This is a genomic window from Pseudomonas sp. SCB32 (assembly GCF_009189165.1).
GTDB lineage: Bacteria > Pseudomonadota > Gammaproteobacteria > Pseudomonadales > Pseudomonadaceae > Pseudomonas.
In genome coordinates this window covers 5794960-5815691 of sequence record NZ_CP045118.1, presented here as the reverse complement: position 1 = coordinate 5815691, position 20732 = coordinate 5794960, and the positions used below count along the sequence as shown (strand labels likewise).

General features: G+C 61.7%; 17 protein-coding genes. 1 reads left to right on the top strand and 16 read right to left on the bottom strand.

Going from position 1 to position 20732, the window contains the following annotated elements:
- Positions 1–90 precede the first annotated feature (90 nt).
- Positions 91–630 (bottom strand): type 1 glutamine amidotransferase domain-containing protein, encoded by a 540-nt coding sequence (locus GA645_RS26510; RefSeq protein ID WP_152227027.1) that lies wholly within the window; start codon positions 628–630, stop codon positions 91–93.
- Between the two features lie 192 nt (positions 631–822).
- On the opposite strand from GA645_RS26510, the gene GA645_RS26505 reads away from it, so the two are divergent.
- Complete coding sequence (locus GA645_RS26505; protein ID WP_152228326.1) at positions 823–1647, top strand: HDOD domain-containing protein; 825 nt, start codon at positions 823–825, stop codon at positions 1645–1647.
- 142 nt (positions 1648–1789) lie between these two features.
- On the opposite strand, the gene GA645_RS26500 is transcribed toward GA645_RS26505, so the two are convergent.
- The 15 genes from GA645_RS26500 to gmd all read right to left on the bottom strand — a co-directional run bounded on the left by GA645_RS26500 (position 1790) and on the right by gmd (position 20726).
- Positions 1790–3688 (bottom strand): beta-ketoacyl synthase, encoded by a 1899-nt coding sequence (locus tag GA645_RS26500; protein WP_152227025.1) that lies wholly within the window; start codon positions 3686–3688, stop codon positions 1790–1792.
- Positions 3689–3948: 260 nt separating this feature from the next.
- Positions 3949–4881, bottom strand: a complete 933-nt coding sequence (arcC, locus tag GA645_RS26495) for a carbamate kinase (RefSeq protein ID WP_152227022.1) — start codon at positions 4879–4881, stop codon at positions 3949–3951.
- Positions 4882–4953: 72 nt separating this feature from the next.
- Positions 4954–5964, bottom strand: a complete 1011-nt coding sequence (locus GA645_RS26490) for an ornithine carbamoyltransferase (protein WP_152227020.1) — start codon at positions 5962–5964, stop codon at positions 4954–4956.
- 108 nt (positions 5965–6072) lie between these two features.
- The gene (gene arcA, locus GA645_RS26485) at positions 6073–7329 is read right to left on the bottom strand and encodes an arginine deiminase (protein WP_152227019.1); all 1257 of its coding nucleotides are present in this window, start codon (positions 7327–7329) and stop codon (positions 6073–6075) included.
- 16 nt (positions 7330–7345) lie between these two features.
- A complete protein-coding gene (arcD, locus tag GA645_RS26480) occupies positions 7346–8794 on the bottom strand; it encodes an arginine-ornithine antiporter (RefSeq protein ID WP_152227017.1) in 1449 nt (482 codons plus the stop codon).
- Between the two features lie 592 nt (positions 8795–9386).
- On the bottom strand, positions 9387–10778 hold the full coding sequence (gene dctD / locus GA645_RS26475) for a two-component system response regulator DctD (RefSeq protein WP_152227015.1): 1392 nt from the start codon (positions 10776–10778) through the stop codon (positions 9387–9389).
- Entirely contained in the window at positions 10775–12586 is a 1812-nt protein-coding gene (locus GA645_RS26470; RefSeq protein ID WP_152227013.1) for a sensor histidine kinase, read from the bottom strand. The genes dctD and GA645_RS26470 overlap by 4 nt, the downstream gene beginning before the upstream one ends.
- Before the next feature lie 235 nt (positions 12587–12821).
- Entirely contained in the window at positions 12822–13367 is a 546-nt protein-coding gene (gene rfbC, locus GA645_RS26465; RefSeq protein WP_152227011.1) for a dTDP-4-dehydrorhamnose 3,5-epimerase, read from the bottom strand.
- Positions 13367–14248, bottom strand: coding sequence for a glucose-1-phosphate thymidylyltransferase RfbA (gene rfbA / locus GA645_RS26460; RefSeq protein ID WP_152227009.1), 882 nt, complete (start codon positions 14246–14248; stop codon positions 13367–13369). Before rfbA ends, rfbC begins: the two co-directional genes overlap by 1 nt.
- On the bottom strand, positions 14245–15150 hold the full coding sequence (gene rfbD, locus GA645_RS26455; RefSeq protein ID WP_152227007.1) for a dTDP-4-dehydrorhamnose reductase: 906 nt from the start codon (positions 15148–15150) through the stop codon (positions 14245–14247). Before rfbD ends, rfbA begins: the two co-directional genes overlap by 4 nt.
- Positions 15147–16205 (bottom strand): dTDP-glucose 4,6-dehydratase, encoded by a 1059-nt coding sequence (gene rfbB / locus GA645_RS26450; protein ID WP_152227005.1) that lies wholly within the window; start codon positions 16203–16205, stop codon positions 15147–15149. The genes rfbD and rfbB overlap by 4 nt, the downstream gene beginning before the upstream one ends.
- 342 nt (positions 16206–16547) lie before the next feature.
- A complete protein-coding gene (locus tag GA645_RS26445) occupies positions 16548–17657 on the bottom strand; it encodes a glycosyltransferase family 4 protein (RefSeq protein WP_152227003.1) in 1110 nt (369 codons plus the stop codon).
- Positions 17657–18799, bottom strand: coding sequence for a glycosyltransferase family 1 protein (locus GA645_RS26440; protein ID WP_152227001.1), 1143 nt, complete (start codon positions 18797–18799; stop codon positions 17657–17659). Before GA645_RS26440 ends, GA645_RS26445 begins: the two co-directional genes overlap by 1 nt.
- Complete coding sequence (locus GA645_RS26435) at positions 18799–19692, bottom strand: GDP-mannose 4,6-dehydratase (RefSeq protein WP_152226999.1); 894 nt, start codon at positions 19690–19692, stop codon at positions 18799–18801. The genes GA645_RS26440 and GA645_RS26435 overlap by 1 nt, the downstream gene beginning before the upstream one ends.
- A complete protein-coding gene (gene gmd, locus GA645_RS26430) occupies positions 19692–20726 on the bottom strand; it encodes a GDP-mannose 4,6-dehydratase (protein WP_152226997.1) in 1035 nt (344 codons plus the stop codon). Before gmd ends, GA645_RS26435 begins: the two co-directional genes overlap by 1 nt.
- Between the last annotated feature and the right edge of the window lie 6 nt (positions 20727–20732).

Genomic DNA, 20732 nt, shown 5'->3' with positions numbered 1-20732 from the left:
GGAAAGGCTCCGGCAAAAGAGCGCGATTATAACGCAGCGGCGCGCACCGCCGGAGCGGGGCGCGTGCGCTTTTGGTCGACTCGGGGTCGGTCAGAGGGTGAGGGTTTCGATCAGCCGCTTGCTGAAGACCGGGATGTCGTCCGGTTTACGGCTGCTGATGAGGTGACCGTCCCTGACCACCGGGCGGTCCACCCAGTGACCGCCGGCGTTGCTGATGTCGTCCTTGAGGGAGTTCCAGCTGGTCAGGGTGCGGCCTCTCACCAGTCCGGCCGAGACCAGTAGCCAGGCGCCGTGGCAGATCACCGCGATGGGCTTGCCGGTGAGGTCGGCGCGCCGGACCAGTTCCTGGGCCCTGGGCAGGTTGCGGATCTGGTCGGAATTGATCACGCCTCCGGGCAGTAGCACGGCGTCGTACTCATCGATGTGGGCCGTCTCGAAGGTGCCGTCCACCTTGAAGCTGTCGCCGGGCAGCTCACGGTTCCAGCCTCGGACCTTGTCTATGTGGTCGGAAAGAATGCGTACCTTGGCCCCGGCCTGTTCCAGGGCATTGCGCGGGCCGGTCAGTTCCACCTGCTCGAAGCCGTCGGTAACCAGGATGGCGACAGTCTTGCCTTTCAGCGTCTGGCTCATTGCGAATCTCCCGTGTGGTCCCTTTGGGGGGTAAAGATTCCGACACTGCCGCCGATGAAAGTTCAGTCTAAAACGCTGGTTCCAGAACGCCGCGCTCTGGGTAAACTGTGCGCCCAATCACCTTCAGCCTGCCCGCTCATGTCCCAAGAACTCTCCGCCGAACAGATTCGCCAGGCCCTGCAGGGCATCAGTGTGCCGCCGCAGCCGCAGATCATGGTCGACCTGCAGATGGAGCAGTTCATGCCCAACCCGGACCTGAAGGCGATCGCCAAGCTGATCAGCCAGGACCCGGGCCTGTCCGGTGCGCTGCTGAAGCTGGTGAACTCGCCGTTCTTCGGGCTGGCCAATCGAATTACCTCGATCCAGCGCGCGGTGAACCTGCTGGGCAGCCGTTCGGTGATCAACCTGATCAATGCGCAGTCGATCAAGGGCGAGATGAGCGACGCCACCATCGTCACTCTCAACCGCTTCTGGGATACCGCGCAGGACGTGGCCATGAGCTGCCTGAACCTGGCCAAGCGCATCGGCTACGAGTCGGTTGACGAGGCCTATGCGCTGGGGCTGTTCCATAATTGCGGCATTCCGCTGATGCTCAAGCGCTTCCCGCATTACATGGCGGTACTGGAAGAGGCGTACGCCAGTGCCAGCGACGAGCGCCGGGTGGTGGACACCGAGAATCGTGTGCTGAACACCAACCATGCGGTGGTCGGCTACTTCACCGCGCGCTCCTGGCGCCTGCCGGAGCATGTCTGCGAGGCCATCGCCAATCATCACAATGCGTTGTCGATCTTCAGCGACGACAGCGCCCGTGATACGCAACTGAAGAACCTGCTGGCGATCCTCAAGATGGCCGAGCACATCTGCGGCTCGCACCGGGTGCTGGGCAACCAGCCGGAAGACCACGAGTGGGAGAGCATCCGCGCCAAGGTGCTGGATTACGTGGGGCTGTCGGAGTACGACTTCGAGAACCTCAAGGCCAGCATTCTCGAGCTGGGCGTGGGGCAGGGGACCTATTGACCTGGAGCCCCGACGCGGCGGTTGGCCATCGTCTCCTACGCTGCCGTTGAGTTTTCCCTGTAGGGGCGGACGTATCGCGCGAGTGAACCCCAGACACGAAAAAGCCGGGCATCTGCCCGGCTTTTTCGTTCAACGGAAGCGATCAGTCGAGCATGTCGCTGAAGCGCTCGTCCTTCTTGTAGGCGATGGCCTGGCTGAAGCCCGGCACCTGTACGCCCTTCTCGCTGATCTCGATGGCCTGCTCGTCGATCATGTCGTTGCCGAAGTTGTAGATGATGTCGAAACGGCCCTGGGTCACGGCTTCGTCGTACTGACGGGCGGCGGCGCGGGTGGCTTCGCGGCGGGTCTGGTAGGCGTCGAAGTTGGCATCGCCGTGGCGCTTGCGCAGCATCTTCTCGGTAACGGCAGGGGACAGCAGCACGCCGGTGGCGTTGTTGCCGCCGAAGCCCTTGGAGTTGATGAAGCAGACCTCCAGGTCGTCGCGGCGCACATCGGTGTTGGACAGGGCGATGTGGTCCTTGAACACGTCGTCGGCGAACTTTTCCACGGTCTTGATGCCGGGGATCACCCCGTAGCGGAAGGTGCCCAGGGCGGAGATCAACTGGTCGGCGCTGGCGGTGGCCAGGGAGTGGCCGACGAAGGCCTTGACCGCGGTGACGGGCCATTCGCTGATGCCGAAGGCGCTGGCGACGCGGTCGAGGATTTCCGACTCGGTGACGCGGTTGGCCGGGGTGCTGGAGCCGTGGGCGTGGACGAAGCTGTGCTGGCGCACGCTCTTTTCGCCAACGATCTGCGCGGCGGCGGCCACGGCCTTGGCCATGGTCAGGTAGTTGCCCGGACCGGGGGCGGAGATGGACTTCTTGAAGCCGTCGGCGTTGATGAACACATCCGGCACCGAGCCGTGGATCTCGGCGCCCAGCTCCAGGGCCAGGGCGTCGTCCATCAGCACCACGTACTGGGCGGACTCGGCCAGGGTGAAGCCGCAGTTCTCGCCGAATGGGCGGCTGGCGCGGCGGAAGTCGACGTCGTCGCGGCCATCGATGTGTCGCAGGCCTTCTTCGGTGGCCAGCGCGCTCATGGCGGCGTAGCCCTCGATGATCTCGGAGGTGATCGGCGCTTCGGCGTTACCGACGATGACCACGCGGGCCTGGCCGGTAGTGATGACGTCGATGCCTTTCTGCAGGTTGTACAGGAAGGTGGCGCAGGCGCCGGTGATGCTGCCGGTCATGCCGACGCTGCCCAGCACGTAGGCGTTGATGAAGTCGGTGGGCATGCTGTTGAAGCCCAGCGGCAGCTGCTTGGCCGATACGCGGTGGCCGCGCAGGCGCGATTGCAGCAGGCCGCCATAACCGTTCTCGTCCAGCTGGCTCATGATGCTGCTGGAGAACACGGCGATTTCGTCGGGCTGCACGCGGTCGCAGATGGTCTGCCAGTCGATGCCGACGGAGCGCACCGCGTCGGTGGCGGCGACCACGGACATCTGCAGGCCGCGCGGGTGGAAGCGCGAGTTGTACAGCTCGCTCGGCTCGAAGCCGGTGGGCAGCTGGCCGGCGGACTTGACCGGCAGTGCGCGGTAACTGTCGACCTTGAATTCGCAGCTGTCGTGCAGGGTGACGCGCACTTCGCCGCCTTCGAGCTCGTCCACCGACCAGTTGGCCGGCAGCGGCTCGGGCAGTTGCTTGCGCTGGGTGCTGAAGGTGACCGGGCTGCCGGCGGCACCGAGGGTGATGCTCTTGTGGCAGTGGGCGGCATCGACGTCGAGGTATTGCAGTTCGATGCGGCGGATCAGGGTGGACTGGCGAATCTGCTCGGCGAAGCGCTTTTCGATTTCGGCCAGGGTCAGGACCTGGCCCTCGGCGTCGCGGTAGTGGCCGGCGTCGAACTTCACCAGCTTCATCATCACCGCGAGGCCGGCGAGGGTTTCCTGGCGAGCGGCGCTCTCCATGGATTCGAGGACGGTGCGGCGGAACCCATGGTGGAACGAGCTGCGGCCCGCAGCGTTATACCCACCAAAACCAACGATGACCGGTAGTCGAGACATCTCTCGGAAACTCCTTCAGCAAGTCCATCTTGTGCGTTCGGGCGGTGATTGCCCAAGGCGGGGCGGCCCAGTGGCACAAAGCCAGCGGTGGCTAGAGTGATTCGAATGCTTTAGCTGACGAGGATGATGACCGCCGAGTCACGCTAACGCCAGGATTTGGCGGAAGAAGGCGACGAATTTCCGTATAGATCGAGCGGAGACTACTGAAGGGGAAGGGAACCGGGAGCCACGATGGGCTCCCAGGGTGTTGCGGGTAGTGCTCAGCGGTACTCGATGCCAGCCTTTTTGGTACTGACGCGGGTGCCGGACTTGCCTTCGGTGATGGCCACGATGTTTTCCAGTGAGCCGATTACCGCATCCTTGCCGGTATTGCGGGCGAACTCGATGGCCGCCATGACCTTCGGTCCCATGGAGCCGGCGGCGAAGCCCAAGCGTTCCAGTTCGTCCGGGTGGGCCTGGGCGATGGCCTTCTGGGTCGGCTTGCCCCAGTCGATATAGGCCGCGTCCACGTCGGTAGCGATGATCAGGACGTCAGCGGACAGTTCCTGGGCCAGCAGCGAGGAGCAGAGGTCCTTGTCGATTACAGCCTCGACGCCGGAGAGCTTCTTGCCCGATTCGTCGTACATGGTCGGAATGCCGCCACCGCCCGCGCAGATGACGATGGTGCCTTTCTCCAGCAGCCACTTGACCGGGCGGATCTCGAAGATGCGCTTCGGACGCGGGCTGGCGACCACGCGGCGGAACTTGTCGCCGTCGGGCGCGATGCTCCAGCCTTTCTCCTTGGCGAGGGCTTCGGCCTCTTCCTTGGAGTAGACCGGACCGATGGGCTTGGTCGGATTCTGGAAGGCCGGGTCCTTGGAGTCGACCTCGACCTGGGTGAGCAGGGTGGCGAACGGCACTTCGAACGGCAGCAGGTTGCCCATTTCCTGTTCGATCATGTAGCCGATCATGCCTTCGGTCTCGGCACCGAGGACGTCCAGCGGATAGGGGCTGACCTTCTCGTAGGCCGCGCCCTGCAGGGCCAGCAGGCCGACCTGCGGGCCGTTGCCGTGGGCGATCACCAGTTCGTTGCCGGGAGCGACCTTGGCAATCTGCTCGGCAGCGATCCGCACGTTGGTGCGCTGGTTGTCGGCAGTCATGGGCTCGCCACGACGCAGCAGGGCGTTGCCGCCCAATGCGACGACGATACGCATATTCATTACCTCCGAAAGAGTGGAAACGCCCCTGGACCGGCGACGGCGTCGCGGTCCGGGGGCGGCGCGGCATTACATGTCGGCGAGGGTCGAAACGAGGATTGCCTTGATGGTGTGCATGCGGTTTTCCGCTTGCTCGAAGGCAATGTTGTACGGGGATTCGAAGACGTCGTCGGTGACTTCGATGCCGTTCTTCAGGTTCGGGTACTGCTCGGCGATCTGCTTGCCGACCTTGGTCTCGCTGTTGTGGAAGGCGGGCAGGCAGTGCATGAACTTCACGCGCGGGTTGCCGGCGGCCTTCATCATGTCCATGTTGACCTGGTAGGGCAGCAGTTCCTTGATGCGTTCGCCCCAGGCTTCGACCGGCTCACCCATGGAGACCCACACGTCGGTGTGGATGAAGTCCACGCCCTTGACCGCCACTTTCGGGTCTTCGGTGATGGTGATGCGGGCGCCGCTTTCTTCAGCGAACTTCTTGCAGGCGGCGATGTGCTCTTCGGTCGGCCAGAGCTCCTTGGGCGCGGCGATGCGCACGTCCATGCCGAGCTTGGCGCCGATCAGCAGCAGGGAGTTACCCATGTTGTTGCGGGCGTCGCCCAGGTAAGCGTAGGTAATTTCGTGCAGCGGCTTGTCGCTGTGCTCGCGCATGGTCAGCACGTCGGCCAGCATCTGGGTCGGGTGGTACTCGTCGGTCAGGCCGTTGAACACCGGTACGCCGGCGAACTTGGCCAGTTCCTCGACAATTTCCTGCTTGAAGCCACGGTATTCGATGGCGTCGTACATGCGGCCGAGAACGCGGGCGGTGTCCTTCATCGATTCCTTGTGGCCGATCTGCGAGGAGTTCGGGTCGATGTAGGTGACGTTGGCGCCCTGGTCATAGGCGGCCACTTCGAAGGCGCAACGGGTGCGGGTCGAGGTTTTCTCGAAGATCAGCGCAATGTTGTTGCCTTTCAGGTGCTGCTGCTCGGTGCCGGTGTACTTGGCGCGTTTCAGGTCGCGGGACAGATCGAGGAGATAACGCAACTCGCGGGTGCTGTGGTGCATCAGGCTGAGCAGGTTACGGTTGTGCATGTTGAAAGCCATGATCTTTCTCCTTCGACGGAATTCTCGGTCTCGCCAGCGCGGCTAGTGGCTGGCGAGGCGGGCGACCCTGGTTGGGCCGCCCCATTGGTTTGTGCGCTCTGTTGGGTATCAGTAGTCGACCGGATCACGCAGGATCGGGCAGGTCATGCAGTGACCGCCGCCACGGCCCCGGCCCAGTTCGCCGGCGCTGATGGTGACCACTTCCACGCCGGCCTTGCGCAGCAGGGTGTTGGTGTAGGTGTTGCGGTCATAGCCGACCACCACGCCCGGTTCCAGGCAGACCACGTTGTTGCCGTCGTCCCACTGCTCGCGCTCGGCGGCGAAGCTGTTGCCGCCGGTTTCCACGACGCGCAGTTTCTTCAGGCCCAGCGATTCGGCGACGACCGTGAGGAAGTCCTTGTCTTCGCGCTGGATGCTGAGGCCGTAGGGGCTCTTCTCGTCCGGACGCAGGACGAAGGGAACGATCTCCTTCACCACTTCCGGGAAGACGGTGACGAGGTCGCGGTCGCAGAAGGTGAAAACGGTGTCCAGGTGCATCGCGGCGCGCGACTTCGGCAGGCCGGCGACGATGACTTTCTCACAGGCGCCTTTGGCGAACAGTGCCTGGGCGACCTGGCCGATAGCTTGGCGGGAGGAGCGCTCACCCATGCCGATCAGGACGACACCGTTGCCGATCGGCATCACGTCGCCACCTTCCAGGGTGGACATGCCGTGGTCCTTGTCCGGATCGCCGTACCAGACTTCGAATTCGGCGTTGGTGAATTCCGGGTGGAACTTGTAGATGGCGGTGGTCAGCAGGGTTTCCTGACGGCGCGCCGGCCAGTACATCGGGTTCAGGGTCACGCCGCCGTAGATCCAGCAGGTGGTGTCACGGGTGAACTGGGTGTTGGGCAGCGGCGGCAGCAGGAAGCTGGAGTGGCCCAGGTAGTCGCGGTACATCTTCAGCGCCTTGGCGCCTTCGCTGTCGGGGATGTCGTCAGAGGCAACGCCACCGATGAGGAACTCGGCCAGCTTGCGCGGCTCCAGGCTTTCCAGCCAGCCGCGCAGCTCCTGGGTCAGACCCAGGCCGACGCTGTCGTTGGTGATCTTGCGGTCGAGGATCCACTTCAGGGCCTCGGGGTTCTGGACGGTCTCGGTCAGCAGGTTGTGCATTTCCAGGACGTCGATACCGCGCTCACGCATCTTGGTGACGAAATCAAAGTGGTCGCGCTTGGCCTGGTTTACCCAGATTACGTCGTCGAACAGCAACTCGTCACAGTTGCTCGGGGTCAGGCGTTGGTGGGCGAGTCCAGGCGAGCAGACCATCACTTTGCGCAATTTGCCAGCTTCAGAATGAACGCCAAGTTTGGTTTTTTCCGTGCTCATGAGATGTCTCCAGGAGTTACAGAGTGAGGAAGCCGTCGTAGAGGCCATAGGCCGCGATCAGGGCGCCGATGACGACACCCGCGAAGATCAGCTTCTCGACATTGGTGAAGATGGGTTGGCCCACTTCATGTTTCGCTTTAGCGAAGAGGATTACGCCCGGCGCGTACAGCAGCGCCGACAGCAGCAGGTATTTCAGGCCACCGGCGTAGATCAGCCAGATGGCGTAGGTGACCGAGATCGCAGCGATGATCAGGTCCTTGGTGCGGTCACCCGGGTCCTTGTCGTAGGTCTCGCCTTTGACTGCCAGCAGCAGGGCGTAGGCCGCGGACCAGAAGTACGGGATGAGGATCATCGAGGTGGCCAGCAGCAGCATCTTGGTGTACGGGTCCATCCCGTCGGAGCTGCCCGAGGAGAAGAAGGTCACCACCAGGAAGATCTGCACGCAGATGTTGGTCAGCCACAGGGCGTTGGCCGGCACCTGGTTGGCGTTCTCCTTGCGCAGGAACTCCGGCATGGTGTGGTCCTTGGCCGCGGCGAACATGATCTCGGCGCACAGCAGCACCCAGGAGAGCAGGGCACCCAGCAGGGAGATCAGCAGACCGACGCTGATCAGTACCGCACCCCAGTGCCCGACCACATGCTCCAGTACCAGCGCCATCGACGGGTTCTGCAGCTTGGCCAGTTCCGGTTGGGTCATCACGCCCATGGACAGCACGTTCACCAGTACCAGCAGGAGCAGTACGGTGATGAAGCCAATCACAGTGGCCTTACCGACGTCGGAACGTTTTTCCGCACGAGAGGAGAAGATGCTCGCGCCTTCGATGCCGATGAACACCCAGACGGTGACCAGCATCATGTTGCGCACCTGGTTCATCACGCTGCCCAGATCCGGATTGCTCGCGCCCCAGATGTCAGCGCTGAAGATGTCCAGCTTGAAGGCGAACAGGCAGATCAGGATGAACAGGAACAGCGGGACGATCTTCGCCACCGTGGTGATGGTGTTGATGAACGTCGCCTCCTTGATCCCGCGCAGCACCAGGAAGTGCAGGGCCCACAGCAATACCGAGGCGCAGATCACCGCCGGCAGGGTGTCGCCCTTGCCGAAGACCGGGAAGAAGTAGCCCAGGGTGCTGAATAGAAGAAGGAAGTAGCCGACGTTGCCGAGCCAGGCGCTGATCCAGTAGCCCCAGGCCGAGGAGAAGCCCATGTAGTCGCCGAAGCCGGCCTTGGCGTAGGCGTACACCCCACCGTCGAGTTCAGGTTTGCGGTTGGCCAGGGTCTGGAAGACGAATGCCAGGGTCAGCATCCCGACCGCGGTGATGGCCCAACCGATGAGAATGGCACCGACGTCTGCGCTGGCGGCCATGTTTTGCGGAAGGGAGAAAATGCCCCCGCCGATCATGGAACCCACCACCAACGCCGTCAGCGCGCCGAGTTTCAATTTTTGGCTGCTTTCTTGCGACATTTAAGAATCTCCCTATAGGAAGTTGGAGAGTGTAGCTATTAAGCGCCGTCTGTCAGGGACGGTCCCTGACGTAGGTCAATAGCTTGCTATCCAATGTATCGAGCGGTACTCCATAACCCGCTCACCCCGCAAACAAGATAGAAGGACTTTTCCACTAACGCCCGATTTAGAGAGGATTTCGTGAAAGTTTGATCACGTTGATGTGACCGCACTGTGGCAATTCGCGAGCGTGCTCACGATGGAGTGAAACGGCTATTGAGGGCGTGCGGGGTTGCACCCTGGCGGTACGCGGGTTGTGTAGGAGTTTTCTGATGCAAGCGGAAGCCCCGCAGGGAGGCCGAAATCATTCAGGAGGGGGAATTGGCCGGGGCAGGATCACTGCACCCGGCGAGGCGCCGAGGGCGCCGGATGGCATGGACGCCGAAGGACACCCCCGGGTTCGTGGCCCGGAGGGCGTGCCACAAACAGGTGCGGCACGAAGCGGTGCGCAACGGCACCGACAAGTGAATAGCAAGGGGTATGCCAGTCTGGCGCACCCCGGCCTGCCGGGCTCCGCCGGTCGGTCCGCTTAACGGTATAGGCGGATTCTTGCTCAGCCGTCGGCGTCGTCAGCGGGATTCCCGCCGCCGGAGAACAGCAGGCCGTGCTTGCGCAGCTTGTCGTGCAGGGTCTTGCGCGGCACGCCGAGCGCTTCGGCGAGGCTGCGCAGCGAGTTGTGCGGGCGGCTCATCTCGGCAGCGATCAGCGCACGCTCGAAGGCTTCGACCTGTTCGTTCAGCCCTGCGCCGGCGGCGGTCGGGGTCGAGTGGGTGCCCGTATCGTCGAGCCCCAGGTCCAGTCCCAGTGCATAGCGTTCTGCGGCGTTCTGCAGTTCGCGCACATTGCCCGGCCAGCCGTGGGACAGCAGTTGCGCGCGCTGCGTGGAGTCCAGGGCGCGTGGTGTCAGGCCATGCCGCTGCGCACCGCGTTCGGCGAAGTGCTGGAACAACAGGAGGATGTCATCGCCACGCTCGCGCAGCGGTGGGATGCGCAGGCTGGCGACGTTCAGGCGGTAATAAAGGTCGGCGCGGAAGCGGCCTTCGTCGGAGGCCAGGCGCAAGTCTTCCTTGGTCGCCGCGATGATGCGGATGTCCAGGGGGATGAGCTGGTTGGAGCCCAGGCGCTCGACCGTGCGCTCCTGCAGCAGGCGCAGTAGCTTGACCTGGACGTCCAGGCTCATGCTTTCGATTTCGTCGAGGAACAGCGTGCCGCCATTGGCGTATTCGAACTTGCCGATGCGCCGCTTCTGCGCGCCGGTGAATGCACCCTGCTCATGGCCGAACAGCTCACTTTCCACCACCGACTCGGCCAGCGCCCCGGCGTTGATGGCGACAAAGGGACCGTTGCGGCGGCTGGAGAGGTCATGCAAGGCTCGGGCGACCACTTCCTTGCCCGAGCCAGTCTCACCGAGGATCAGTACGTCGGCCTGGATCGCCGACAGCGAGGCGACCTGCTGCTGCAGGCGTTGCATCGGTGCAGATTGGCCGACCAGGCGACCACGCAGTTCCTTCTGCTCGGACAGCGCCAGCCGCAGGCTGCGGTTCTCCAGCACCAGGCGGCGCACATCGAGGGCGCGGCGCACGCTGTCGAGCAATGCATCACTGGGGAAGGGTTTTTCCAGGAAGTCGTAGGCGCCCGAGCGCATGGCCTTGACCGCCAGCGGGACGTCGCCGTGGCCGGTCACCAGTATCACCGGCAGTTCGGCATCCTGCGCGTGCAGTTGCTCCAGCAGTTGCAGGCCGTCGATACCAGGCATGCGGATATCGCTGACGATCACTCCGGGCCAGTCCCGCGCCTGCTGTGGGTCGAGCTGGCGCGCGTCGGCCAGGGCGACGACGCTGAAGCCGGCCAGGTCAAGGGTTTGGCTCAGCGCCTGGCGCAGATGCGGATCGTCGTCGATCAACAGCACCTGGGTGGTCGAATCGAAGGGCGCGGCCGAACTCATGCGCGGGTTTCCTCCTGCGGCGTCGAAGTCACGCCGGGGATGCCCGGCAACAGGTGCAATTGTACGAGAGCACCGCCATCGGGGTTATTCCCCAATTCCAGATGGCCGCCGAGCGTGCGTAACAGGGTGTCACAGATGGCGAGGCCAAGGCCGAGGCCCTTGGCGCTGGTCTTGGTGGTGAAGAAGGGTTCGCGGGCGTGGGCCAGCGCCTGCTCGGAGAAGCCGGGCCCGTTGTCGCGCAGGGACAGGATGATGCGCTCGGGCGTCTGCTCGGCGGTCAGCCAGATGCGTCGAGGTGGCGCCTTCTCGGTGAGAGCGTCGAGGGCGTTGGAGAGCAGGTTGGAGAGGATCTGGCGCAGCCGGGTCTCGCCAGCCTGCACCCAGATCGCCGCATCCGGCAGGTCGCGTAGCAGTTCCACGTTCATCGACTGGCGGCGCGGCGCAACCAGCGCCAGGGCGTCGTTGATCGCCGGTTGCAGGGCGACGTTTTCCGGAGCGCGCCGTGCACCGCGGGCGTAAGCCTTGAGGTGGCCGATGATCGAAGCCATGCGGCCGGTCAGTTCGCCGATCTGCTCGAGGTTGCTGCGGGCGTCGTCGATGCGCTGGTGGTCGATCAGCACGCGGGCGTTGTCGGCGTAGGTGCGGATCGCCGCGAGCGGCTGGTTGAGTTCATGGCTGATACTGGCGGACATGGTGCCCAGGGCGGTGAGCTTGCCAGCCTGCACCACCTCGTCCTGCGCATGCATCAGCTCGCGCTGTGCCTGTTCGCGGTTGCTGACTTCCTGTTGCAGGCGGCTGTTGGCGTCTTCCAGTTCCTGGGTGCGCTCCTGCACCCGGACTTCCAGCTCGTGCTTGGCCTGGGCCTCGAGCGCGATGCGCTCCAGGTAGTGGCGGCGGCTGATGATCAGCAGCGACAGCAGCAGGAGCAGCGCGACGAGGGTGGCGGCGCCGATCAGTACGACGCTGCGCACCGGGGCGTCGACCTGGGTGCGGGGGGTATAGATGCTGACGGTCCAGCCGGTTTCCGGCAGCTCGCGGCTCTGGCTGATCCAGCGGCGCTGATCGATCGTCAGTGGCAGGGGATGCAGCACCGGGTAGGGGATGTTCTGCGCGATCTCGCGCTGCTTGGCCGGCGACAGCTCACGGCTGGTATGGAAGCGCCAGGCCTTGTTGGACGACAGGATGACCACGCCGTCGGCATCCATTACCAGGAGCTGGTCAGGGGTATTTCCCCAGAGATCTTCCATGTGCTCCAGGTCGACCTTCACCACCAGCACGCCCAGTAGCGTTTCCCCGTCACGGACCTCGCTGGCGAAGAAATAGCCGCGGCGCTTGGACGTGGTGCCCAGGCCGAAGAAGCGCGCCGGGCGCCCCTGCATGGCTTCCTTATAGTAAGGGCGGAATGAGAAGTTGCGGCCAACGAAGCTGTCGGGCTGCTCCCAGTTGGAGGCGGCGCGAGTGAGACCGTCAGGCTGCATCAGGTAGATGACGTCGGCGCCGGTGCGTCCCCGTATGCGTGCCAGTTCGACGTTGGCGGCGTTCTGCAGGTCCAGATTGCCGGGGAATTGCAGCGCCGCCCGGAGTGCCGGCAGCTCGCCGAGGATCGGCGGCAGGTCCTCATAGCGGCGTAGCGTGCCGAGCAGGTTGGCGACGTAGAGGTCGAGGGTCTGCTGGTTCTGCTGGGCGATCTGCAGGCTGTAGTAGCGCTCGGCGACATGGTGCAGCGGCCAGAGCAGCAGTGCCAGCAGGAGCGCGAGCAAGGCCAGGGAGCGCCAGCGGGTGAGGTGGTGATTCAAGGCGGCATACATCGCGTGGGGTCGTGTCCGCTGGGGATGCTACACCGATCGGGGCTGGGGGAGCGGCTCACACGAAGTCATTCACCACGCCGAGCGTTGTTCCTGGTTCGTGCTGCCAGTGTCGATATCCCTGAGAGGGGCGGAGTGGGCGGCCCCAGGTTCAGAGCCAGCGGCCCGTGGGGATGGCGCTGGTCTGCCGGGGAACTGACTCACTCAGGACTAACTATGGAGCTGGCTCTTTCTGCTTTCAGTCAAAGACTTCTGCGTCCGCCAGTCGACGACCCTCTCGGTCCTTCCCGGACAGTGCCGGCTCGCCGTCCAGGGGCCACTCGATGGCCAGTTCCGGGTCGTTCCAGGCTACGCATCGTTCGTGCTCCGGAGCCCAGAAGTCGGTGGTCTTGTAGAGAAACTCGGCGCTTTCGCTGAGCACCAGGAAGCCGTGGGCAAACCCTTCAGGGACCCACATCTGAAGCTTGTTTTCCTCGCTGAGGATCTGGCCGACCCACTGGCCGAACGTCGGCGAGCCACGGCGCAGGTCCACGGCGACGTCGAATACTTCGCCCTGGATGACGCGTACCAGTTTCCCCTGTGCCTGGCGGATCTGGTAATGCATACCGCGCAGTACGCCACGGGAGGAGCGGGAGTGGTTGTCCTGCACGAAATCGACCTTGCGGTTGATCGCCTGCTCGAATTTCTGCTGGTTGTAGCTCTCGAAGAAGAAGCCGCGGCTGTCGCCGAAGACCTGAGGTTCGATGACGAGAACGTCGGGAATGGCCAGTGGTATGACTTTCATCAGTAGACCGTTTGAATCAGAAGGTGTTGGAGATACAGACCGTACCCGCTCTTGGCCAACGGCGCGGCGAGGCGCTGCAGGTCTTCGGGGCTGATCCAGCCCTGGCGGAAAGCGATTTCTTCCGGGCACGCGACCTTGAGTCCCTGTCGGTTCTCCAGGGTGGCGATGAACTGGCTGGCTTCGAGCAGGGACTCATGGGTGCCGGTGTCCAGCCAAGCGTAGCCACGGCCCATGATTTCCACCGAAAGCTCGCCCTGCTCCAGGTAGTGGCGATTGACATCGGTGATCTCCAACTCACCGCGTGCTGAAGGGCGAAGCCCTTTGGCGATTTCGACAACGCTCTGGTCGTAGAAATACAACCCCGTCACGGCGTAATTGGATTTTGGCTTCGAAGGCTTCTCGTCCAGGCTGATTGCCTTGCCGCGCGCGTCGAACTCCACGACACCATAACGCTCGGGGTCGTGCACGTGATAGGCAAAGACGGTCGCGCCGCTGTTTCGCTGCATGGCGCTGGCCAGGAGCTCCTGCAGGTGGTGGCCGTGGTAGATGTTATCGCCGAGTACCAGTGCGCAAAGGTCATTGCCGATGAACTCTTTGCCGATCAGGAGCGCCTGGGCCAGGCCATCGGGTGAGGGCTGCACGGCGTACTGGAGATTGAGACCCCATTGGCTGCCATCACCGAGCAGTTGCTCGAAGCGCGGAGTGTCCTGGGGCGTGGATATGATCAGGATGTCACGGATGCCCGCGAGCATCAGGGTGCTCAGCGGGTAGTAGATCATCGGCTTGTCATATACCGGTAGCAGCTGCTTGGAAATGGCCAATGTAGCGGGGTGCAGTCGAGTGCCCGAACCGCCGGCGAGAATAATGCCTTTACGCTTCATGCGAGTTTTTCTCCGGTCAGCTCGACCAGCATTCGCGTCACGTGAGTTTCCCAGGTGGGAAGCGTGAGGCTGAAGGTTGTCCGCAGCTTGCGGGTGTCGAGTCGAGAGTTGTGGGGGCGCGTCGCGGGTAGCGGATACTCCCGGGTCGGAATCGGCAGCACCCGTTCTGGCAAGGTGCGCAGTGGTAGTCCCAGGCGGGCGGCTTGTTCGATTACGAAGCGGGCGTAGCCATGCCAACTGACCGCACCATCCGCTGTCAGGTGATACACACCGGCAAGCGATCGTGCGTCAGGGCGATGGAGCAATTGAGCGAGCGCCTGGGCAGTAACGTCGGCAATCAGTTCGGCGCTGGTCGGCGCGCCAACTTGATCGTCAATCACGCGCAGTTCTTCACGATCTGCCGCAAGGCGCAGCATGGTCTTGGCGAAGTTCGCTCCGCGCGAGGCGTAGACCCAACTGGTGCGGAAGATCAAATGGCGGCAGCCGCTGCGCAGGATTGCCTGCTCGCCTTCCAGCTTGGTCTGCCCGTAGATGTTGAGCGGCCCGGTCGGATCGTCCTCGCGAAAGGGCTCGCTGCCGCTGCCGTCGAACACGTAGTCGGTGGAGTAGTGCACGAGCCACGCATCAAGCTCGACTGCGAGTTCAGCCAACAAACCGACGGCCTCCGCATTTACGCGGCGCGCCCGGTCGGAGTCGGCTTCCGCCTTGTCGACCGCGGTGTAGGCGGCGGCATTCACGATGATCGAGGGGCGCTCGGTCCTCACCAGGGCACGGAGGCCCGTCAGGTCCTCCAGGTTGCCTCGCTGGCGATCACAGACGATCAGCCTTCCGAGAGGCGCCAGGGCACGCTGCAATTCCCAGCCGACCTGGCCATTGGCACCGAGGATCAGGATGTTGCTCATGAGTACTGCTTGCTCAGCCATTCGCGGTAGGCCCCACTGGCCACGTTCTCGACCCAGTCCTGATTGTCCAGATACCAGCGGACGGTCTTGGCAATGCCGGTCTCGAAGGTTTCCGCAGGTTTCCAACCCAGTTCCCGCTCCAGACGAGTGGCGTCGATGGCGTAACGGCGGTCATGGCCGGGGCGGTCTTTGACGAAGCGGATCTGCTCACGGTAGCTACGACCATCGCTGCGTGGGGCCTCCTGGTCGAGGGTGTCACAGATGTGGTGCACCACGTCCAGATTGGACTTCTCGTTCCAGCCGCCGACATTGTAGGTTTCCCCCGCGCTCCCGGCTTCCAGCACGCGGCGAATGGCGCTGCAGTGGTCCTTGACGTAAAGCCAGTCGCGGATCTGCTGGCCGTCGCCGTAGATCGGCAACGTCTCTCCGGCCAGTGCATTGCGGATCACCAGCGGAATGAGCTTCTCGGGGAAGTGATACGGGCCGTAGTTGTTGGAGCAGTTGGTAGTCAGTACCGGTAGCCCGTAGGTGTGGTGATAGGCTCTGACAAGATGATCGGATGCGGCCTTGGACGCCGAGTAGGGGCTGTTGGGCTGGTACGCATGCCGCTCTGTGAAGGCGGGTGCTTCAGGGGCGAGGGAGCCGTACACCTCGTCGGTGGATACGTGCAGGAAGCGGAAGTCCTTCTGGCGCTGGTCATCCAGCGCGTTCCAGTAGGCTCGCACTGTCTCGAGCAGATGGAAGGTGCCGACCACGTTCGTCTGGATGAACTCCTCGGGGCCCAGGATGGAGCGATCGACATGGGATTCGGCGGCGAAGTTCAGCACTGCGCGCGGCTGATGCTGCTCCAGCAGAGAGGCCGTCAGCTGCTTGTCACCGATATCGCCATGGACGAATACGTGCCTGTCGTCGCCAGCCAGGCTGGCAAGGTTCGCCCGGTTGCCAGCGTAGGTCAGTTTATCCAGGCTGATCACGGTTTCGGAGTGTGCGGCGAGCCAGTCGAGCACGAAGTTGGAGCCGATGAAGCCGGCGCTACCGGTAACCAGGATCGTCATGGGATAGCCTTTGTATGAGCGTGAGTCACTCAGTATAAGGTTGTCGGGAAGCGTTGTCCGGCACACTTCTGAGCACATGACCAGAGACTGACTGCGATGCAGCGGTGCCTGAGCATTGCCGGGGATCTACCGGTTTTCATGAGTCAGGTGCCATCTGAAACGGACAACGATGTCAGGCTTAGTTTGTTCCGGTGTCGCAATCTTTCTTTGAGCGGAACATTGGACTCTGATGCTCTAGTTTGATCCATTCAGGATAGTACTGAGCAGATGGTAGTAGGTCGCGAGAGGACTTCGGGGCAGGCCGGAAAACTGCAAGCCCCGAATTGTATCGCGCCCTTGTATTTATCGTCCTATAAGAGACTCATAGAGTCTTGCGTAACTCTCGGCCATCGTGTTCGCTGAAAAGCCTGACTCAAAACGATGCCGTGCTGCTTCACCGCATTCCCGAGAGAACTCCTGGTCGCTCCAGATCTTCATGAGCGCCCCTCGCAAGGCCATTGGGTCGGCAGGGGAGACGCTCAGGCCGGTAATGCCATCGACATTGATAAAGCTGGTGCCGGTGCCAATTTCGCAGGAGATAAGAGGCTTGCCAAACATGGCAGCCTCAAGGAGTGAGATTCCGAACGCTTCCGAACGCAGGTGCGAAGGAAATACAAAGGCATGACAAAGCTTCAGCAGTGCAGCCTTGTCGTGGTCACTGACGGCTCCAAGAAAGTGCACATTCTTCAAGCCAAGTCGACTGGCCTGCATCTTCAGTTCCGCCTCAAGTGGGCCGGAGCCTGCGATCACCAAGGGATAGTCGAGTCCGGAGAGAGCCTCCAGCAGATAATTGAGACCCTTGTAGTAACGGAGCATCCCCACAAACAGGAAGAATCGAGGGCCGATCCGCTCTCGCCAGGTCTGGAGAGACTCCGCGGAGGGCGCTGGGTAGCTCGACTCTTCCAGCCCATATGGAATTACGCAGACTTTCTCATGGTGTTTTAGCAGCACATCGCTGGACTGCGCATAATTCGGCGATGAAGCAACGATACTGTCCATGCTGGACAGGAACTTATGCATCAGCGGGGTGTAGAGTTTTAGAAGCGACTTCTGGCGAACAATATCCGAGTGATAACTTACAATCGACGGCTTTTTTATCCGGCTAGCAAAGTGAATCATGTCCATGAATGGCCATGGAAAATGATAATGGATGATATCCGCCTCGCTTGCGAGTTCCTTGAAGTCGGACAGCGCCGAGAGGGAAAAGCCAGTTGATGCAATATTGAAGGTCTGCTGGGATCTTCTGACGGTATGCGTGCCTACAGTCCTCTCGCGCTCCGGATTCTGGCTCAATGTGAGTACCTTGCTGGATACTCCATGATTCCGGCAGCCCTCAGCCAGTTGGTAGATAACCTGCTCGATTCCACCGAAACTGTCGGGGTAGTAGGTCTTGAAGAAATGAAGAACGCGCATTACTTGCTCAACACCAGTTTATAAACCCGCTGCGTTTCGAGTGCGCAGCGTTTCCAGCTGAATTTCGCTGCCTGAGTGATTCCAGCTACTTTCGCCGCCTGACGCCATGCCTCATCCTCCAAACCCCTGAGAAGCAGTCCGGCCATCCCGTCCACGTCTGCGGGAGCGCAGGCCAGGGCGGCTTCGCCGGCGACCTCGGGCAAGGACGAACTATCGGAGCATACGACCGGAACGCCACTCTGCATTGCTTCCAGCACTGGCAGGCCAAACCCCTCGTACAGCGAAGGGAAGCAGAATAGCCTGGCGCCAGCGAAGAGGTGGGGAAGATCCGCTGCGGGGGCGAAGCCCAGATATCGCGCCCATCCTTCGCGGGCTCCTTTGCCGATCGCCTCGTGAATAGCCTGGCTACGCCAACCTGCATAGCCTGTCAGAATCAGCGGCCAGCGTTGACGAACGGCAATAGGCAACTTTCTATACGCTTCCAGCAGATTGAGCAGATTCTTTCTCGGCTCGATCGTGCCTACGTAGAGAGAGTAACCATCATAGGTCAGATTGTGTCGTGCCAGAGTTGGGGCAATATCTTGCTCCGAGCGAGGTAAGAACTCCTCGCTGGCCGCCAATGGTACAGAGTGGACCTTTTCCGGGGAAAGCGAGAACTGGCTGATGAGTTCCTGTCTGTTGAACTCAGAGTCAGTAATGAAGGCGCTTCCCCTTTCAAGCGCGAGACGAAGCTCTTTCTGCATATAGCGCACTCGCTCCATGGGCGCACAATCGCTCCAGAGGAATGGCGACAGATCGTGGAACGTGGCCACGCTCCGACCGGCGAACGGGGGCAGATAGAAGTTCGGACCGTGATACAGGTAATCTCCGTACCCCCGCAGCGCTCTACGCTTGAGGATCGGTGTCAGCACACGATAGGCCTCGGTCGCCAGACGACTGTTCTGTACCAGCCGCTTGAGCCGATGCGAGGTTCCCCCGGACTCGGTCGCAACTGGAAGCTGATCGACAAATCCTGTTCCGCTGAACAGTCTGAGCTCAGTCAGCTCCGGCGAAGTCTGAAGTTGCCTTGCCAACTCATAGGTGTAGCGTCCAATGCCTGTCAGTGGGAAGCGAACGGGTTCGACAGAAAGAATAACCTTCATCAAGCATTCAACATCCAGTGCAAGGTCTCCTCGATGGGAGGGACTTGCCAGTCACCAATGATGCTCCGAAGAAGGCCACAGTTTCCCGAAAGTGTGCGCACTTCATTTTTTCGCACGAAATCGGGATTTATCCTGATCTCCAAGTCATGCTTGGACAGGTCGCTGCTCATGGAAATGATTTCACGTAGCGAATAGGTGCGGCTCGAGCAGACATTGACCGTTTGGCCAAAAGCCTTAGCCTCGATCAGCCGACGATAGGCCGCTACGAGACTCCGTACATCGCTGAAGTCGCGCGATACATCGATGTTCCCAAGCTCGATGAAATCTGCCTTGCGGCGGAAGTGCGAGACAATCTTGGGAATCAGGAAGTTCTCGGCCTGGCCGACTCCGGTGTAGTTGAACGGCCGGGTGATGATAATGGGCAGCTGTTGCATCCATAGTCTTGCCATGTACTCCATGGCAAGTTTGCTGACCGCATAATCATTTGCTGGCTGTGGTTGGGTACTTTCGTCGAGCTGCCCTTCCGAAGTATTGCCGTAGACGTTGGCACTACTTGCAATGAGTACGGCCTCCGGGCGGTGCTTACAGTCGGCCAGGCTCTGCAGTAGGTTCCGGGTTCCTACGAGGTTGACGTCATAGAAAGCCTTGGCATCCCCATGTCCGACGAAGGCCAGCGCCGCCAAGTGAATCACGATGTCTGGCTGAATGACCTCGATATGCCCTTTTAGCGCAGCGGCATCGTTGAGGTTGGCCTGAACATAGTTCTCACCTGCGGCCGGCTGCGAGCCCAGGCCGATGACCTGGTAACCCGCAGCAGCCATTTCATCAGCCATGTAAACGCCAGTAAATCCCCGACTTCCGGTGATCAATACTCGCTTGGCTGAAGTAGTCATTAGAAGGAGAACCCAATCTGGTTGCGACGCAGATCTGCCTCAACCATCATCTGGCACAGCTCTTCCAGCGTAGTCTTGGGTGCCCATCCAAGCTTCTCGGTGGCACGAGCCGGGCTACCGATGAGAAGATCGACTTCGGCCGGGCGATAATACTTGGGATTGATCCGGACGATGACTTTGCCCGAGGCCTCATCAATACCGATTTCTTGCTCGGCCGCGCCTTCGAATCGAACGGCAATGCCTGCGGCCTTGAATGCCATGCTGACGAAGTCACGCACGGTCTCGGTGCGATTGGTCGCCAGAACGTAAGTGTCGGGCTCGTCAACCTGCAGCATGCGCCACATGCCTTCCACGTACTCCTTGGCAAATCCCCAGTCGCGCTTGGCATCGAGATTGCCTAGCTCGAGAACATCGAGCTTGCCCAGTTTGATCTTGGCCACGCTATCAGTGATCTTGCGGGTCACGAACTCACGGCCGCGCAGCGGCGACTCGTGGTTGAACAGGATGCCGCTGCAAGCAAAGATGCCATAGGACTCCCGGTAGTTGATGGCCATCCAGTGGGCATACAGCTTGGCCACACCGTAGGGGCTACGGGGATAGAAAGGAGTGTCCTCGGTTTGAGGAATGGCTTGCACCTTGCCGAACATTTCCGACGTCGATGCCTGGTAGAAACGTACCTTGGGATTGACGATGCGAATCGCTTCGAGCAGGTTCACTGGGCCGATCCCGGTGATCTCTGCAGTGGTGATCGGTTGATCGAAGGACACACCGACGAAGCTCTGAGCGGCGAGGTTGTAGACTTCAGTGGCGCCGGTTTCCTGCAGCAGGCGAATGCTGGCGGACAGGTCGGTCAGGTCGTACTCGACCAGATGCAGATTGGGATGCTGGCTGATGCCGAGCTCTTCGATTCGCCAGAAATTTACCGAGCTGGTACGGCGGTAAGTGCCATAGACCTTGTAGCCTTTCTCAAGCAGCAGCTGAGCCAGGTATGCGCCGTCTTGGCCCGTAATGCCCGTGATAATCGCAGAATTCATTGGTAG

Excerpts from the sequence above, each read along its gene's own strand:
- GA645_RS26435 (WP_152226999.1), bottom strand. The coding sequence starts at position 19,692 with ATGACTACTTCAGCCAAGCGAGTATTGATCACCGGAAGTCGGGGATTT.
- GA645_RS26440 (WP_152227001.1), bottom strand. The coding sequence starts at position 18,799 with ATGAAGGTTATTCTTTCTGTCGAACCCGTTCGCTTCCCACTGACAGGC.
- gmd (WP_152226997.1), bottom strand. The coding sequence starts at position 20,726 with ATGAATTCTGCGATTATCACGGGCATTACGGGCCAAGACGGCGCATAC.
- GA645_RS26500 (WP_152227025.1), bottom strand. The coding sequence starts at position 3,688 with ATGTCTCGACTACCGGTCATCGTTGGTTTTGGTGGGTATAACGCTGCG.
- GA645_RS26445 (WP_152227003.1), bottom strand. The coding sequence starts at position 17,657 with ATGCGCGTTCTTCATTTCTTCAAGACCTACTACCCCGACAGTTTCGGT.
- arcA (WP_152227019.1), bottom strand. The coding sequence starts at position 7,329 with ATGAGCACGGAAAAAACCAAACTTGGCGTTCATTCTGAAGCTGGCAAA.
- GA645_RS26490 (WP_152227020.1), bottom strand. The coding sequence starts at position 5,964 with ATGGCTTTCAACATGCACAACCGTAACCTGCTCAGCCTGATGCACCAC.
- rfbA (WP_152227009.1), bottom strand. The coding sequence starts at position 14,248 with ATGAAGCGTAAAGGCATTATTCTCGCCGGCGGTTCGGGCACTCGACTG.
- dctD (WP_152227015.1), bottom strand. The coding sequence starts at position 10,778 with ATGAGTTCGGCCGCGCCCTTCGATTCGACCACCCAGGTGCTGTTGATC.
- GA645_RS26470 (WP_152227013.1), bottom strand. The coding sequence starts at position 12,586 with ATGTATGCCGCCTTGAATCACCACCTCACCCGCTGGCGCTCCCTGGCC.
- arcC (WP_152227022.1), bottom strand. The coding sequence starts at position 4,881 with ATGCGTATCGTCGTCGCATTGGGCGGCAACGCCCTGCTGCGTCGTGGC.
- arcD (WP_152227017.1), bottom strand. The coding sequence starts at position 8,794 with ATGTCGCAAGAAAGCAGCCAAAAATTGAAACTCGGCGCGCTGACGGCG.
- rfbB (WP_152227005.1), bottom strand. The coding sequence starts at position 16,205 with ATGACGATCCTGGTTACCGGTAGCGCCGGCTTCATCGGCTCCAACTTC.
- rfbC (WP_152227011.1), bottom strand. The coding sequence starts at position 13,367 with ATGAAAGTCATACCACTGGCCATTCCCGACGTTCTCGTCATCGAACCT.
- rfbD (WP_152227007.1), bottom strand. The coding sequence starts at position 15,150 with ATGAGCAACATCCTGATCCTCGGTGCCAATGGCCAGGTCGGCTGGGAA.
- GA645_RS26510 (WP_152227027.1), bottom strand. The coding sequence starts at position 630 with ATGAGCCAGACGCTGAAAGGCAAGACTGTCGCCATCCTGGTTACCGAC.